This is a genomic window from Bacteroides stercorirosoris, assembly GCF_900142015.1.
GTDB classification, from domain to species: domain Bacteria; phylum Bacteroidota; class Bacteroidia; order Bacteroidales; family Bacteroidaceae; genus Bacteroides; species Bacteroides stercorirosoris.
On the sequence record NZ_FQZN01000001.1, the window covers coordinates 226,903 to 244,224 of the forward strand.

General features: G+C 41.3%; 8 protein-coding genes. 4 read left to right on the forward strand and 4 right to left on the reverse strand.

Annotated elements, in window-relative coordinates; all coding sequences use genetic code 11:
• Positions 1-59 precede the first annotated feature (59 nt).
• The 3 genes from BUC01_RS00780 to BUC01_RS00790 all read right to left on the reverse strand — a co-directional run bounded on the left by BUC01_RS00780 (position 60) and on the right by BUC01_RS00790 (position 7,320).
• Complete coding sequence (locus tag BUC01_RS00780; RefSeq protein WP_243462214.1) at positions 60-1,346, reverse strand: RagB/SusD family nutrient uptake outer membrane protein; 1,287 nt, start codon at positions 1,344-1,346, stop codon at positions 60-62.
• An 11-nt stretch (positions 1,347-1,357) separates the two neighbouring features.
• Positions 1,358-4,612, reverse strand: a complete 3,255-nt coding sequence (locus BUC01_RS00785; RefSeq protein ID WP_007660848.1) for a SusC/RagA family TonB-linked outer membrane protein — start codon at positions 4,610-4,612, stop codon at positions 1,358-1,360.
• Positions 4,613-4,785: 173 nt separating this feature from the next.
• Entirely contained in the window at positions 4,786-7,320 is a 2,535-nt protein-coding gene (locus BUC01_RS00790; RefSeq protein ID WP_025830529.1) for a glycoside hydrolase family protein, read from the reverse strand.
• Positions 7,321-7,944: 624 nt separating this feature from the next.
• Here BUC01_RS00790 and BUC01_RS00795 point away from each other — a divergent pair.
• On the forward strand, positions 7,945-9,006 hold the full coding sequence (locus BUC01_RS00795; protein ID WP_007660853.1) for a glycoside hydrolase family 2 TIM barrel-domain containing protein: 1,062 nt from the start codon (positions 7,945-7,947) through the stop codon (positions 9,004-9,006).
• A gap of 71 nt (positions 9,007-9,077) precedes the next feature.
• On the opposite strand, the gene BUC01_RS00800 is transcribed toward BUC01_RS00795, so the two are convergent.
• Positions 9,078-13,070: a hybrid sensor histidine kinase/response regulator transcription factor gene (locus BUC01_RS00800; protein ID WP_007660855.1), complete on the reverse strand. Its 3,993-nt coding sequence runs from the start codon at positions 13,068-13,070 to the stop codon at positions 9,078-9,080.
• Between the two features lie 287 nt (positions 13,071-13,357).
• Here BUC01_RS00800 and BUC01_RS00805 point away from each other — a divergent pair, with 287 nt between their 5' ends.
• The 3 genes from BUC01_RS00805 to BUC01_RS00815 are packed head-to-tail and all read left to right on the forward strand — an operon-like array spanning position 13,358 to position 17,306.
• Complete coding sequence (locus BUC01_RS00805) at positions 13,358-13,774, forward strand: hypothetical protein (protein WP_007660857.1); 417 nt, start codon at positions 13,358-13,360, stop codon at positions 13,772-13,774.
• 47 nt (positions 13,775-13,821) lie between these two features.
• Positions 13,822-14,430, forward strand: a complete 609-nt coding sequence (locus BUC01_RS00810; protein ID WP_007660859.1) for a hypothetical protein — start codon at positions 13,822-13,824, stop codon at positions 14,428-14,430.
• A gap of 8 nt (positions 14,431-14,438) precedes the next feature.
• Positions 14,439-17,306, forward strand: coding sequence for a glycoside hydrolase family 2 (locus BUC01_RS00815; protein ID WP_021966981.1), 2,868 nt, complete (start codon positions 14,439-14,441; stop codon positions 17,304-17,306).
• The last annotated feature ends 16 nt before the right edge of the window (positions 17,307-17,322 follow it).

The following is a 17,322-nucleotide window of genomic DNA, read 5'->3' on the forward strand; positions in this document are numbered from 1 at the left end:
TTTTTAAGCTTTAGTTGATAAATTAATGATTAGGATTCTTTTCAATGTTCGGGTTACCTTCATTCATCGGATATGATGGTCTGTGCTGCTTTAAATTCATAGCCATCAGCAGTAGGAAGAGCCAGACCTGCCTGAAGATCAACAGAAGTACCTCTGAATGAACTTCCCGGATACAGTACCGTACCAGCCAAACGAGGATCACGTCCTGCAAAAATATCTTCCGGTTTATCGTACAGATTATATTTGCAAGTAGATGTATACACATTCATATCTTCGATCACTTCATCACCTACATAAGCGTCCATCTCTTTCACTTCATGTGTGTTTAGCATTTCATAATCATTCACAAGATTCAAGACAGGATTAACCTGACAACCTGCTTTATTATTCGAAGCACGTACCAATTTGCGCGTAAGGGCACGGGTAGTAAAGTTATTCTTCACATTCACTCCATCATAAGCCTTACAGAAAATCAATTCTGGATTATCTTCCGGTTTAGCAATAAATGCTTCTGCATAGTTAGTTGCTAAATCAGCTTGTTTTTGATAAAGTTGATAACCCATAGCTTCCAGTTCGGCACAAGCATCCAGGCAAGCTTTCAAATAACCTTCTGCCTTACTTCTTTCAATACCCGTAGCACCACTTGACAAATTCAAAGTTTTGGTAGCACTTTTATCATAGTTGTATGCTAAAGTTCCGGCATACAGAGCTGCACGGCACTTCAGGGCCATAGCTGCACCTTTGGTAGCACGAGTCTTAACACGGGCAGTTCCAAAATCTTCTTTTATGGCATCCATTTCACTGATAATAAAGTCATAAATTTCAGATTCCTTATTTCTGGGCACAGCCAATGGCGTCGGATCCTCCATATATTCTGTTACTTCAGTAACCAAAGGCACGCCACCGTATTGAACAACCATCTTAAAATAAGTATAGGCTCTAAAATAACGCGCTTCTGCTTGAAAATACTTCAACTTATCAACGGCAATTGAACCGGCAGATACCGTATTCAAATTACGGATATGAAGATTTAATTCACGGATAAAGGCATAATCATAAAAGTTTCTGTAATCAGTTCCTACATTTCCTGCAAAGTTCCAGTACTGACTATTATTGGACGCTTCATCCCAACGAGTAAGATCATAAGAATCTCCATCGGTACCAAAATCTTGCCAGTACTTCATACGACCATAAAAATTGGCCGCAATACTGTTAAGGCCAGTTTCTGATGTATAGGCCTGATTTTCCGTAAAAGCCATCTTGTCCTCTTGTTCCAACCAACTATCACAAGAAGAGAAAAGCAATAAGCCTAATAATAACGCTATTGATAATCTATTTTTTTTCATGTTACATTCAATTAAAAGGTTACGTTTACTCCAACTGTGTACACTTTGTGTTGCGGATAGTCGAATCCGGTAACAGAAGAGATTTCAGGGTCGAAACCAAAGTCATTCAAGCTATCCCAGCAAAGCAGGTTAGAACCTTCAAAGTAAACTCTAAGCTTTTGTATCAAAGCCTTCTTTGTCCACTTAATCGGCAATGTATAACCTACCACTAAGTTACGCAGACGTAAATAGTTGATTTCCTTTGCATAAAAATCATTCCAGTCTCTGATAGAAGGATTGTTACTGCGAACAGCAGGGAACTTACCACGTTTCCAAGGAGATTTTGTATCGAAGATATCTTCGTGTTGCCAAGAATCTATCACATTGTATACATATCCCATCTGGTCAGTGCCAATACCATACTTCACATGCCAGTCGCCAATAAATGTGTTCATGAAACCACCGGCAAAATCGGCTGCAAAGTCAATGCCCTTATATTCGAAGCCCAAGTTAATACCCATTGAAAGTAAGGGGTTCTTGTTAGCATTACCGCTATCCCAATCATAATCAGTAGCTGCATAACCCAAAGGACGCTTATCATAGTCATCAATCAAGCCATCACCATTAACATCCTTGAAAATCAAGTCACCCGGACGTAAGTTCACGTTGTTAGCACCATCAATGTTCACCGGATAGTTATCAATTTCTTCCTGAGTCTGGAACACACCGATAGTTTCCCACATCCATACGGCACCATTTTTCACATTAGACCAACGGTTAGTCTGTGCCCAACGATATTGATCCCATCCGTTCAAGAAAACTTCACCATAGTTATTTATTGTCTTCTGACGAGCTAAAGTCAGGTTAACACCTACAAAATAATTGAAGTCATTAACGCGATCATTCCATCTCACCATACCATCAATACCACTAACCTGATCGGAGTTCAAATTCTGTTTTTGTACACTATAACCTGCCTCATAAGGGTAGATAATGTCAGTTGGGGTAGCAGGGATACCACTTCTTTTTCTCTTAAAAAAGTCCACTTCCAGTTTCAAGCGATCGTTCAGGAAACCCATATCGAAACCGACATTCATCATAGAAATCTTCATCCAAGAAAGTCCAGTTTGAGGAATTCCTTTGTAAGCAGTGCCTGTAGTATAAGCATCTGGAGCATTCCCCAAAGGATTATTGCTTATGATAGCTCCTCCATTGTTAAATGCATAACCAGGCAAGTAAGCAAAGTCCGGATAACTGCTATTAAAGTTTCTAGCCATGTCATCGCCCATTTCACCATAAGAAGCTCTCAACTTAATGCTGGAAATCCAATCAGCCACCTTAGAGTCTTTGTAAAATTCTTCTTCAGACAGACGCCATGCACCGGAAACTGACGGGAAGAAGCCCCATTGATTACCCGGTAAGAAACGCCAGGAAGCATCATAACGACCGGCAAAATCAATGATATACTTTTCTTTATAAGAATAGCCTGCACGGAAAATGAAACTGGCTGTAGTAATGGTACGTACTGAATTACTTACAGTATTATTAGCATTCGTTGTAATATTTTCTACAAACGGATTTTCTACTGGACTCTGAGCCACAGTCAAATATTTCCGGTCTTCTTTAAAGAATTCAAAACCTGCGACGGCTGTCACATGATGATCCTTGGCAAAAATATGATCGTAATTCAAGGTAAACTGCCCCATCATTTCAACTTTATGATTTCTTACATCTCCACGATAAGTATCAGTTTTTGTAGATGCTACTTTGTACTCCTGTGTGGCAGGGTCATACCTATATTCATTCCAACTCTTCTCATTATCTGTCTGATGAAGAGTTTCGTAATAATAAGACAGCAAACCTTTAGCTGTTAATCCTGGAAGCGGTGTCTTATATTCCAAATTTGCACTAAGCTGAATAGTACGGAAGTCTTTCTGGTGCTTACCAGCATTGTCAATAGTATAAGCAGCCATATTACGAGCACCGTCATGAGTCGGGGTAATATAATTCAGATAATCCGGATTATCGTTAGCATACGGGCGCATAGTCGGAATCAAATTAAAGATAGAATTACGCATCTGGAAGTAATCGTCTCCACCAGGAAGTGCTGGATTGACATTTTGCTCTATTTTACCCAATGTCTGAAAACCTACCTTGAATTTATCGGTCAACTGCATATTAAAGTTAGCCTGTAAGTTCGTACGGTTATAGTTGTATTCTTTGAACACGGCATCCTGATCAATATGTCCTACCGAAATGTAATAATCTGTCTTCTCTGTGCCACCGCTGATATTAGCATTTACATAATACTGAGGAGCAGCATTGCTTACAAAATTATCCTTCCAATCATATCCACGATAATCTTCACCTGTAGCCGGATTATAATATCCTGTCCGCCATTTCTCCAAATCAGCCTTAGCATTAGCAATATTATCAGCTCCAGTCAGGTTTCCATCATTGGCTTGCTTCATGTAGTTACCCCATTTCCATTGGTAAGCATTCAGCAGTTCAGGATACTTTGTCCATCCTTGCCATCCCATGTGAGCATTCAGATTTATCTGAGGCTTCTGTCCTTTTTTACCGGTTTTTGTAGTAATCAAAACCACACCGTTGGCAGCCTTCACACCATAAATAGCAGCAGCACCATCCTTCAGAATAGATACATTCTCAATATCGTGAATATCCAAGGCATTGAATGCTGTCTCATCTTTCATGATACCGTCGATAACATAGAGAGGAGTACCCATGTTACGAATCTCAAGGTTAGTCGAAGTTCCCGGTTGACCAGACTTCTGACGTGCCGTAATACCTGATACTTTACCTACCAAAGCATTGGCAGCCGATGTTGATGTAGAACGGGTCAAATCTTTATTGTTCACCGAACTTACCGCTGCAGCCACTGTAGCTTTCTTCTGAGTGGCATATCCCACTACCACAACTTCGTCAAGCAACTCTGTATCTTCCTTCAGTGTAACATCCAGGTTTCGTTTTCCCTTTACGCTGATCTCCTGCGGTGCATAGCCCACAAAAGAAACTGTCAGAACTGCATTAGTTCCCTTAACAGAAAGTGTAAACTTACCATCGACATCAGTAATCGTTCCGTTGGTAGTTCCTTTCTCCATAATGTTTACTCCAGGCAAAGGTTCACCTGTAACATCTTTCACTATACCTGACACAGCTATGTTTTGTGCCTGAAGCATTGCGGAAGACACTAAAACAACTAATAATAAGAAGAAATTCTTCCTTCTATTACCAGCCGAGATTAACTCATTTAAAAAGTGCTTCATAAGTTATTATTTAAAATTAAACATAAATTAGTTCATCTGTATATTATTGAAAACTGAAAAATGAGAACTTATCTGAAAACTTATCATTTTACCTTAACTATGAATATCTTATATCATGCTTGTTTCAATGTTTTTTTTAACGCCCTCCTTTCTTGATCCTTAAAAGTGAATACTCATTTATTTTTATAAACTTTAAATGCTTTTTGTTCTCCTGAAACTAAACACACATTCAAAATATAAAACCCTGAAAACGTTCCATGCATCGGGAATGTGTATTCCTCATCTGTTACCTTCATATCTTCGGTCCATAACCGTCTTCCTGCCAAATCTGTAAGCTCTACCTTTGAAATATCTTCTTTACCTTTATTTACCAGAAAAAGCTGATCCCCTGAAATATATGCCGAAAGTGAATTTCCATCAATCGTTTCGATTCCGGTCTCCGGATCCTGCCCATAATCGGAAGACTGATATTTCGAATATCTATTATTCAATTCCTCTACCTTGGATTTCGGCATAGCTTCTACTTCCTCCAGATCATAAGTACCAAAAGCATCCTTAAAACGAATCATCGGATCCAAGTGAGCAGCAAAGTTCCACGTCAATGCTTCCATAATAGAATTCATTCTTCGACCCGCACCATTGCTTACCCTTACTTGGAAAGCTTCTTGCTGCAAGCCTTCAGGTTGTCCGGGATAAAGTTCCTGTCCCAGATTCATAGACTGTTTCGTATTGTGAGCACTGATACGTGCAACCTGGAGATAATGTTCTTTACCCGTCAACAGATACAGGCGATAGTACACAAATGAAGACCATGCAAAACCTAAATCCGTAGCAGAATGGCCAATAGCTATAATATGCTGTCCGACAATACTTCTGTCTTTAGGCCAATCTGTTCTAGCTGTCTGATCCTTTTCTACCGGTACTTCAAACATATAGCTCCAACTTTCGGTGTATGTAGCAGCTTGTTCTGCAGCAGCCAACCATTTCGGATCTTTTGTAAGGTCATAGATAGCAAGAAAACCATTGATAGCTTGCTGACCGGATTCACTGTCGATAGTCTGCGGATTGTCTACCACACAAGCCACATAGAGATATCTTTCATGAATATTAGCATAAGAAAACTCTGCAGCTTTCAAAGCAGCTGTCTTATAACGTTCATCATTGGTGGCGATATAAAGCTCTACCAGATAACGAACAGCGCAAATAGTCAGAAACTTATTCTGATTACCTGCCGGATGTTTACCACCTACAACACTGAAAGGGTCATATTCCAGATAGTAACTACCATCCGCATTCTGATTAGTCACCAGGAATTCACCAAACTTCTTACAGGCATTCAGCCATGAAGGGATATCTATTCCATTACGTTTGGCATAACACCATGCATTCAGCAATCCGGCCATTCCGTTACAAGCTTGGCGCATAGAAGTCTTTGCCCAGTTGTCCCATGTACCCCATAGTGCAGCATAACGTGTCTTGGGAAGTCCTAAATCTGTCAATCCTTGAGAAGCCCATAAATTCAGTACATTGCTTCCTCTTACCTTATATTCCTCATTACCAGTCTCCACACCTGCACGAAACAATGCATAGCCAGCTGTAGGTTGTGAGCCAACAAAACCGATCTCATAAGTATTCTTATTTAAGGAGAAATCTGTCAGTTTCACACTCCATGGGAATCCGGGACCTTTTATATCCTTATCAACCGAACTGTCCAGATAATAATGATTAACAGTTTCAATCAATCCCCGATAAGCAGAATTCAAGTTAACATCATAAATCTTTGGATTATACAGATTGAAAGCCAGTTTCCAAGCTTCATTTACAGCATTAGCATAGTCGGAAGTTTTATCTATTTTGAAATAGACATTATAAGTATGTTTATCAAATCCTTTTGTTATGGGATGCATACGTCTGCCCATTCCTCCGGTACGCAAGTCAGAACCTGGATAAGTAACTACAGCAGCAAAAGAGTCAGACTTCTTCCAGTTGACAACACCCACGCCACCAAACTGATAATTTTCGTCGACTACTACACCACGTGAATCATTCAGTACAGTTTCACATTTTGAATCTTTATGTACTAAAGTGAAAGTCAATCCACTTTCTTTTTGACGCATCATCACCACCGGAAGGGGAATGCGGTCTTCTCTATAAAGAAAACTCAAATCAGTAGCGACCGGAATGCCTGCAGGAATATTTCCATCTTTCTCAAAGTTACCTTTATACCAAACAGCAGGAATAAAGTATTCGCTATTTGCCAATACATCTTCCGGTGCAAACTGTAAGCCGAAAGAAGAAGAGAAGCCTTCATCATAAGGATTATCTCCCAACTCAACAACTTTCACGTTGCGTTTCAGTTCAAACTCACCGTTTCCCTTCGCTGTATATACGTCATTTATTTCAAAGACGGTGGTGCGAGGAGTGGTAGTCAGGCGTGCCATCAACTCTACTTTATCACCATCCTTTGTATAAGATGTATAAGTCGGGTAGAAAGTATTCATCTTGACGTCAATCAGTAAAGCAGGATTATGCTCTGTACCCGCATTAAATTCTTTGCCATAAGCAGAGAATGTAACACCATACGTGTTATCTTTCTGACGGGTAATATTCAGTGTTACTTCACCGGATGACAAAGTTGCTTCTTGTGAAAAAGCAAAAGAGGTATAAAGTAAGCAACTTAACAGGAAAAGAAGTTTTAGCGTTTTCATAATAGTACTTCGATTACAATGTAACATTCGTTTTGATGGTGCAAATCTAACGTGAAATAATATAAGAGGATATCCCTTGCGTACCAAAAAATTGCTCTAATTTGTCTATTTACAAAATTGCCTCAAACGGCCTCCAGAAAGGGGAAAAGAACAAAAATGCTCTATTCTTCCAAAAAAATGCTATTTCTGTTCAAAGAGGAAAAATTAGAGTTCATATCCACGTATTGTACGTATAGAAATAAATCAAAGATTGCTGATGGACATTTGTTAGTTTTCTGATAATCAGCTAATAGTATTTACCAATGGCTTACTGCAAAATGTAAACGCATTTACTGCCGTATGTAACGGCCTTTACTCCTTATTGTAACACCATTTACCTCGGCATGTAACGAGCTTTACCTCGGTGTGTAAATGGAGTTACCGTGTGGGGTTAACAAAGTTATCATTTGGGATAAATAGAATCTCCATGAAATGAAACAACGATATACTTATCGTTCACCTCACATAAGTAAAAATCGGCTTGCTCTTACAGATTGGTCAAATGCTGTTGTTTTCTGAAAAATTAGCATCATTCCAAAAGGAAAGTTTCGCCTACATTTGCATCGAACTTAAATATATAATATCATGAATATACAACGATTATTAATCTGCATCTGTGTGGTACTAACTGCCGCCATCTCCGCTACTGCTCAAAGCAAAGTATGGAGTACAGAACAAGCCCAGAAATGGGGCAAAGAAAATCCGTGGTATTGCGGAGTAAACTACATTCCCGCCACTGCCATCAACTACACTGCCATGTGGGATAAAACGTCCTTCTCACCCGAAGTGATAGAAAAAGAAATGAAGTTAATGAAGAGTTTAGGTATGAACTGCGCGCGCATAGTGATGCAATATGCGGTATATGAAGAAGATCCCGCATACTTCATACGTACACTCGACCGCTTTCTAAGTATCTGTGATAAGTACGGTGTAAAAGTAATGCCTATTTTCTTTGATGATTGCGCCTTCGGTGTCAATACAGACCCGACAGTAGGAAAACAACCCGAACCGCTGGAAGGCTGGTACGCCTGGGTCTGGTCTCCATCTCCCGGCTACTCAATGGTAGTAGATGAACGGACTCACGGTAAACTGGAAAAGTATGTAAAAGAAGTAATGAACCACTTCAAGAATGACCCGCGTATCTTTGTATGGGACTTATACAACGAGCCTACCAATACCACCATGCCGGAAAGAAGCTGGCCACTCCTCCGTAAAGTCTTCACATGGGCGCGTGAAGTGAATCCGAAGCAACCCATCACATCAGGACTCTGGAACGAAAACAAAGAGCTAAATGACTTCCTGGCATCAAATTCAGACATCATCACTTTCCATTGCTATGCTTCGAAAGAAGAAACTGAAAAAGTGATGAAAGAGCATCTTAAACTAGGTCGTCCTACCATCTGTACCGAGTGGATGAACCGTGTAGCTCACTCCACTATCCCGGAAATCCTCCCAATGTTGAAAGAAGCACATGTAGGCAGCATGATGTGGGGACTGGTAAATGGAAAGACGCAGACCCATCTATGCTGGGGACACCGTCCTGAACAATTGCCTTACACTGGAGTATGGCAACATGACATTTACAAAGGAGATTATACCCCGTATTCTGCTAAAGAAATTGAAATAATCAAGAAAACAACCAAGTAGATAGAAAGATTGTTTTTAAACTACGCAGGTCATTGAAAAGTTCTATTTTTCAATGACCTGCGTTTCTTTTATCACTGCTTCACATGACTCTTAGCAAAGTCTTTCGGCAGCACCCCAAACTGTTTTTGGAAGCTCTTTGAGAAGTACGACAACGAGCGTATTCCCACAATCATACAGATTTCATTAATCCTGTACTCCCCTTCCAGCAACAACTCAGCAGCTTTTTTCAAGCGGATAATACGAATAAAGTCACCGGGAGTCAATTCCGTAATCCCCTTTAGTTTCCGGTGCAGACTGGTACGGCTCATATTCACCTCCCGTGCCAAATCATCAATATTAAACGTATCATCATCCAGATTCTGCCTGATAACTTCCGTCAGTTTATTCAGGAAGTCCTCATCCGCTTTATTCTGTACCATACTATTGGTAGCAATATACGGGCTATTAGCAAAGTTCTGCCGGAGTTTACTTCTGTTTTCCAATAAGTTCTTAATCTGCACCAACAGATGAGGCATCGCAAATGGCTTCTCCATATACGCATCCGCCCCACTATTCAACCCTTCAATCTTATTGTTCAGTGTAGTCTTCGCCGTCAGCAGAATAATAGGAATATGGCAGGTTTCAAGATTCGATTTAATCTCATTACACAGTTCCAGTCCATCCTTCAACGGCATCATGATATCCGAAACAATGAGGTTTACAATATCTCCCTTGAGTACCTCCATTGCCTCCTCTCCATTATTGGCAGTGAGTACCTTGTAATATCTGCTCAACTGGACAGACAAGAAAGATTGGAGTTCTTCATTATCCTCAACCACCAGTATGGTTTCCTTAGCAGAGAAAGAGTCTTCAAGTACCACAGTCGAAATATTATCTTCGTCAGTTATTGCATCTTCAATCAAAACATCTTCCTCGGCCTGTTGAGCATCAGCCGATGCATTGGTAGGTATTTCCACCACAAAGGAAGTATCTTCCGCTTCTTCATCCAGATACAACTGTCCGTTATGCAGCTGCACCAACGAAGATGCCAACGTAAGTCCGATACCCGAACCCGGTTGCGTAGGATGAGCGCCTTTTATCTGGAAGAAAGCTTCGAAAATACGCTCCCGCATATCCGGTGGAATAGGCGTACCGTCATTCTTCACGGTAATCCGGAAAATACGACCATCCTCACTCACCGACAGTATGGCTTTAATGTATGTAGACGAATATTTAATAGCATTATTAAAGAGATTACTACATACCTTCGTTATAGCTTCTTCGTCCACCAGTGCCATCACTGCATGATCGGGACATTCCAGTATCATCTCCAGCTTCTTCCGCTTACCTGTCGGGACGAAGCGATTGAATGTATTAGCCACCAATACATTGATATTCCGTATCTTCAGAGACAACGTAAACGCTTTAGACTCTATCTTACGGAAATCCAGCAACTGATTCACCAATACCAGCAAACGGTCTGTATTCCGTTCCATTGTTATCAGGTTCTCCTTCGTTTCGTGCTCATCCGGATGGGAAGTCAGAATATAATCGAGAGGTGCCTTAATCAATGTTATCGGAGTTCGTATCTCATGTGCAACATTCGTAAAGAAGTCTATTTTAGCCTTATATATTTCCTCTTTCTTCTGCTGTTCCTGATGGGCCATTTTCTCATCTACCTGCCTCTTCTTCTTCCGTACATAGAATCGGATGACACCGAAAGACATACCCAGAATCAGCAAGGTATATAGTGCGTAAGCCCAAGAGGTCCGCCACAGCGGAGGAATGATATTGATATTCACTACAGTATTCGTATCACTCCAATCATGGCCATCCCTCGAGTATTTGATATGAAGTATATAATCACCGGGAGGAATACTATTATACGCTATTCTAAAGATATTGTCCACGTAATTCCATTTCTTATCAATCCCCTCCAGCATATAAGCATACTTCCCGTTTCCTTCGGTAGAATAATTCAATGCAGAGAAGCTGAAGCTGAAAGTAGCCTGGTCATAATTCAGGTTAATCGTATTTGCATACGGTATAGCCTTGTCTAATACATGATCAGAAGTTCCCACCTGAACTTCCTGATTGAATATGTAGAATCCTGTCAGGACAACGGAATACTTGTTTTCATTCGGATGGAAGTTTTTAGGATTGAAAGCTACAAAACCATCTATACTGCCAAAATACAGTGTACCATCTTCTGTCTTGATGCCAGAATTGTAATTGAACTGCTTACTCCGCAATCCATTAGGAAGATTATACAGCGCCTCAACACTCATCGTTTCAGGATTGAAGTTCGCCAACCCGTTACTGGTACTCAACCAGAAATGCTGATGATCATCTTCCAGAATCTTGTAGACCACATTGCTGGGAAGTCCTTGTTTCGTAGTGATACGCGTAAAAGTATCATCCGTCTCATTGTAACGGCAGAATCCACCGTCCTCGGATGCAAACCACAGGCGCTTTTTACTATCTTCAAAAGCACAGGTAATCCGGTCGTAACAGAGACTGTTAGGGTTCTTCACATCATGACGGAATCTCTTTATTTCCTTGGTATCCGGATTATATCTAGCTACTCCAAGGTTATAAGTTGTGAACCAGATATTTCCGTTCTTATCTTCCAGGATATCGCTGATGAACATGCCATTCATAGGCATGAATACCTTGAAACCATCTATTTCGGGCACATACGTATAAAGTTCCGTAGTCGAACTCACCCAAGTAGTATTCCGGCTATCTGTATAAATGGCAAATATATCATTATTGAGGATCGAATTTGGATGTCCGTCCTTCTCGTAATGTCTGCAATGATTTGTTTTTAAATCCAGTACATCTACTCCTTTAGTAAAGGTTCCGATCCACAACTTATCACCTACCAGATTCAGACATTGAATATTCGTAAAAGAAATATTCACCGGTTTAGTCTTATCGGATATATGTGTAAATAGCCCGGTATGGGTATCGTAGTAGTTCAACCCGTTATCTTCCGTAGCAATCCACAAATAGCCTTTCCGGTCACTCACAAATTCTCTGACTCTGTAACCGCTAATAGAGTTTTTATAGGCAATGGGATAGAAGTTCTCAAAATAAGAATATTGCTTAGGAATATAGTCCACACCGCCGAAGTAACTTCCAACCCAAATCCCCCCTTCCCTATCTTTAAAGAGGGCATAAATGGCATTATCAGAAATAGACAAATCATTGTATGCTTCATAAGTGATATGCTGAACCGCCCCATCTTTCAAGACGTAAATGCCGCTTTCCGCACCTACCCAATACTCATCTTTCGAGATCTTTTCAATATGCCGCACATAAATATCAGAATTTCGCGATTCGTCAATCTGGAGTTTCTTAGATTCTCCGGTTTCTTTATTGATAAGAAACAATCCCTTGTCCAGAGTACCCAGAAGAATATACTGTTCCTTATAAGCACAGATAGCGGTAGGAGTATTATCATTCCGCGCTAAAAAGGTTGTTTTATCTCCATCGATATCATATTTGATAACCCCTATATCGGGAAAGGCAAGATAAGCGGTTCCATCTTCATCCAGAAATAACGCCCGGGGGGCATAAGCTGTGTAGGGTGCAAACCTATCATGCATATTATAAAGTTTATCCTCCGATGGCTGGTAAATGAATAGTCCGTCACCGGAAAGTATCCATACCCTATCCGACTTATCAATATAAATCTTATTGATAAATCCGTCTACCCTTTCCTGCTTATCTGTTTGCTTATTGAAATTCGAGAAAGTCTCCGTAAAAGGATCATAAAGAGAAATCCCTTTATCCGTGGCAATCCACAAGGTTTTGTCCTTATCTTCAGTGATGCAGTATATCATACTGTTCCGAAGTTCATTAATAGAGTCACCACGTTGGTAGACCTTAAAGTCATGTCCATCGAACCTGTTCAGACCGTTCTTAGTTCCCACCCAGATAAACCCTTTGCTGTCCTGAAACAAGCACATTACCGTATTATGTGACAAACCGGAATTATTATTATAATGTTTAATCTGTTGTGCCCAAAGGTTCCCCAAACAGAATATCCCCAAGAATAATATTAGTATAATCTTTCTCATAAGAATATGTTTTTCATATAGCTCGAACTACTGATGCAAATTTAGGAATTAAAATCAATTCCGGCATAAGAAGAGCATAGAATAAAGCCCAAAAGGCCCATTCTGGTCGAAAAACGCTAAAAATGGCAAAATAGTATCTTTTCAACACCTCCTGACCCTTCTCATTAATATATAGAATGAGTGAAAAGTGTCATTTTTTGGTGTTGTATTGCCAAGGCTTTGGGCTAATCTTCAGTATGTTTGCAGCAGGCAGAGTTAGATTTGTTAATCACTAAATTTATGTAGTTATGCAAAACTGTAAAACCAAAAGAGAAGTAATAAAAATGGTGCTGGATGGTCAAAAACCTCCTTATGTACCTTGGTCTTTCAAATTCACGCAGGAGCCCAAAGAACAACTGCAAAAGTACTACGGTGTAGAAGATCTGGACGTAGTATTAGGCAACCATGTTCTTCAGTTAGGTAGCGATATCGGTTTCTTCGAATACCTGGGCAATGACCTGTATCAAGATGTATTTAAAGTAGTATGGGATCGCAGCATCGACAAAGACATCGGTGACGTAAAAAGTATCGTGTTGCCGGAACCCACCTTGGAGAGATATACATTCCCCGACCCACTGGATCCCCGCTTCTTTGCAAACATCGAATCGGAAATAACAGCCAAACCGGATATGTTCCCTTACAGGACAGAATCACAGTATCCGTAGATTGGAACAAGGTACCTCAAGGTGACGATGTTGTAGGTGTCATCGAGTTGACTTTCGGTAATCAGACAAAGGAAGTATTCGTTCCTGTCTTCAATCCGGCAAACCCCACAGTTGAGGAATTGAGAGGAATGTATGTAGAAGACAACGGATGTGTTTCCATCAATGCCGGTAAATTCCACCGAAAAGTGGAAAATAGCGGTATAAAAATCAGAACTATCAAGGGATTGGGATACGAGAACGATTGTGTTCTATTGGGAGAAGCTACCCAGAATGTGCCCAATATGTGGTTCACTAACAAAAGCCCTAAAGCCGAATATGACTTCTATACATTCAATGGTGGTAATGCAACCGTACATGTTTATGCCCTACCCTTGTTCCCTATCAACTCCAAACATGATACCCGTTACGGTATCATGATCGATGACGGCATGGTACAATGGATGACTACTTCGGCTAAAGAATACTCCAGCCAATGGAGACTGAATGTGTTCCGTAACAGTACCATCAGCACTATCAATGTAAATGTCGACAAGCCCGGCAAACACACCTTGAAACTAATCTGTGCCGACCCGGGTATGATTATCCAGAAAGTAGTTATCGACTTCGGTGGAATGAAGCGCTCTTACTTAGGTCCTAACGTAACATACATAAAATAATAATAATTATGGAATTAAAGAAAATCTTGATTGCAGCCGTATTGGCTGCCGGCATGGCATTTCAGACAAATGCCGCAGATATTCCGCGCAAGGAATATCCCCGCCCTCAGTTTGAACGGACAGCATGGGTGAATTTGAACGGTGAATGGGATTACACATTCGATTTCTCCAATTCGGGTATGGAGCAGGAGTATCACAAAGCTACTTCCTTCTCAGGAAAGATAACAGTACCTTTCTGTCCGGAAAGCAGTTTATCCGGTGTAGGGCATAAGGACTTTATCAATCATATCTGGTATCATCGGGAGATAAGTATTCCGCAGGATTGGAGCGGCAAGAATGTATTGCTGAATTTCGGAGCTGTCTACTACAATTCTGAGATTTACATTGACGGAGCTTTGGCAGGACGTCACTTCGGCGGTAGTTCTTCTTTCAGCATCGATATCACCAAGTTAGTGACTCCGGGTAAGGTACACCACCTAGTAGTACGCGCATCCAGTGATTTGCGTTCGGGCATGCAGAGTGCCGGTAAGCAGAGCCTGCAATTTGGTTCTTACGGCTGTAACTATACCCGTACTACAGGTATCTGGCAGACTGTATGGATGGAAGCGATCAATCCTTCCGGCTTAAAATCCGTACAAGCCGTTGCAGACGTCGATCAGGAGCAATTGGTCGTATGGCCTACATTCTACAGTGACAGTAACAACAAGCTGAAGATTACGCTGAAAGATGGTAATAAAGTCGTTGCTGCTGCCACAGTGAAAGGTACCAACAGTTCTGTGGCCGTACTTCCGGTAAAGAAAGCCAAACTCTGGTCACCGGAATCACCTTTCCTATACGACATTACTTATCAGATGATTGATCCGGCAGGAAAGGTTATCGATGAAGTATCATCTTACATAGGTATGCGCAAAGTGCATATTGAAGGAAATAAGATTTATCTGAATAACAAGCCTTACTATCAACGCCTGGTACTGGATCAGGGTTTCTATCCCGATGGCATCTGGACAGCTCCTACCGATGAAGCATTGAAACGCGACATCGAGTTATCGATGGCTGCCGGCTTCAACGGAGCACGCCTGCATCAGAAGGCATTCGAAGAACGCTTCTATTATTGGGCAGATAAACTGGGTTATATTACTTGGGGAGAGGCTCCAAGCTGGGGTATGGATGCCAATAACATAGAGGTGGCACGCAATTTCCAGGTTGAATGGTCGGAACTGGTACTTCGTGACCGGAACCATCCTTCTCTATTGATCTGGACACCGATGAACGAAGAATGGTGGCCTGATTTGGTTCAGTACCCACGTTTTACGACCGATTTATACAATCTGACGAAGTCACTCGACCCTACCCGCCCGGTGAACGATGCCAGCGGTGGTTGCCACATCAAAACAGATATATGGACTGTACACAACTACGAACAGGATCCTGCCAAGCTGAAAGATATCATCTACAAAGATGGTAAATTCTTCCAGGCTCCCAACTATAAGATTGGAGTACCTGCAGCCAATATTGGCTTCAACGGTTTACGCCAGAATGCAGTATATGACTTCCCGGTATATGATGGCAAAATGCCATATCTGATTGATGAAGTAGGGGGTATTAAATGGGTGAAAGACCAGGATAAGACCAACTCAAGCACACAATCATGGGGTTACGGCACACCTCCGAAAACTGAAAAGGAATTCCTGGAACGACTGGAAGGTCAGATGAATGGCATTCTCGAATTGAAAGATCAGGTTTGGGGATATTGCTATACTCAGCTGACGGATGTGGAACAGGAACAAAACGGTATTTATTACTATGACCGTACTCCTAAGTTTGATACGAAACTTATTCACAGTATCTTCAGTAAGAATCCTGAAGATCTGGAAGGCACTTATACCAATCCATTATGCAATTATGGTCCGGATCCCTGGGCTATCTGGCACGATGGTTCCTACTATTACATGCATACCATGGTCGACAGCCTCGTGTTGTGGAAGACGCAGGATGTGACCGACATTCGTAATGCAGAGAAGAAAACAATCTGGATTCCGACAGACCCGTCTAATAAGCATAACCTGTGGGCACCCGAGATTCACAATATTGATGGAAAGTGGTACATCTATTATGCAGCCGATGACGGTAACTCCGACAATCACCAGATGTATGTACTGGAAAATACAAACAAAGATCCGTTCAAGGGAGAGTTCGTGATGAAAGGCCGCATCAGTACGGATAAAGATAACAACTGGGCTATTGATGGATCAGTATTCGAAAACAAAGGCAAATTATACATGGTTTGGTCCGGTTGGCAAACCCGTCGTGTGGATACCGAAACCCAATGTATCTACATTGCCGAGATGAAGAATCCCTGGACACTGGGTTCCGAAAGAGTCCTGATCTCTAAACCGGAACTGGAATGGGAACGCCACTACATTAACGAAACCGGTTGGAATCCTCCACACAAAGTATTTGTGAACGAAGGACCTCAACCGTTGAAGAGCCCGAAGGGTAAATATATTCACGTTGCTTATTCGGCAAGCGGTGTATGGACTCCGTACTATGCTTTGGGCATGCTGACAGCAGATACGAATGCAGACTTGTTGGATCCGGCATCCTGGAAGAAAGCTCCCCAGCCTCTGTTCCGCCAGTCTCCTGAAAATGGAGTATACGGTACAGGACACAACAGCTTCTTCAAATCACCTGATGGCAAAGAATGGTATATCCTGTATCATGCTCGCGACACTCAGGTAGATCCTCCGGGCATGGGCGATACAAGATCTCCCCGTGCTCAGAAGATAGAATGGAAAGCTGACGATTACCCTGTATTAGGTACCCCTTATCCAAAGACGATGCGGTTGAAAAAACCGTCAGGGACAAAGGTTAAATGATTAAACTGAAACTCTG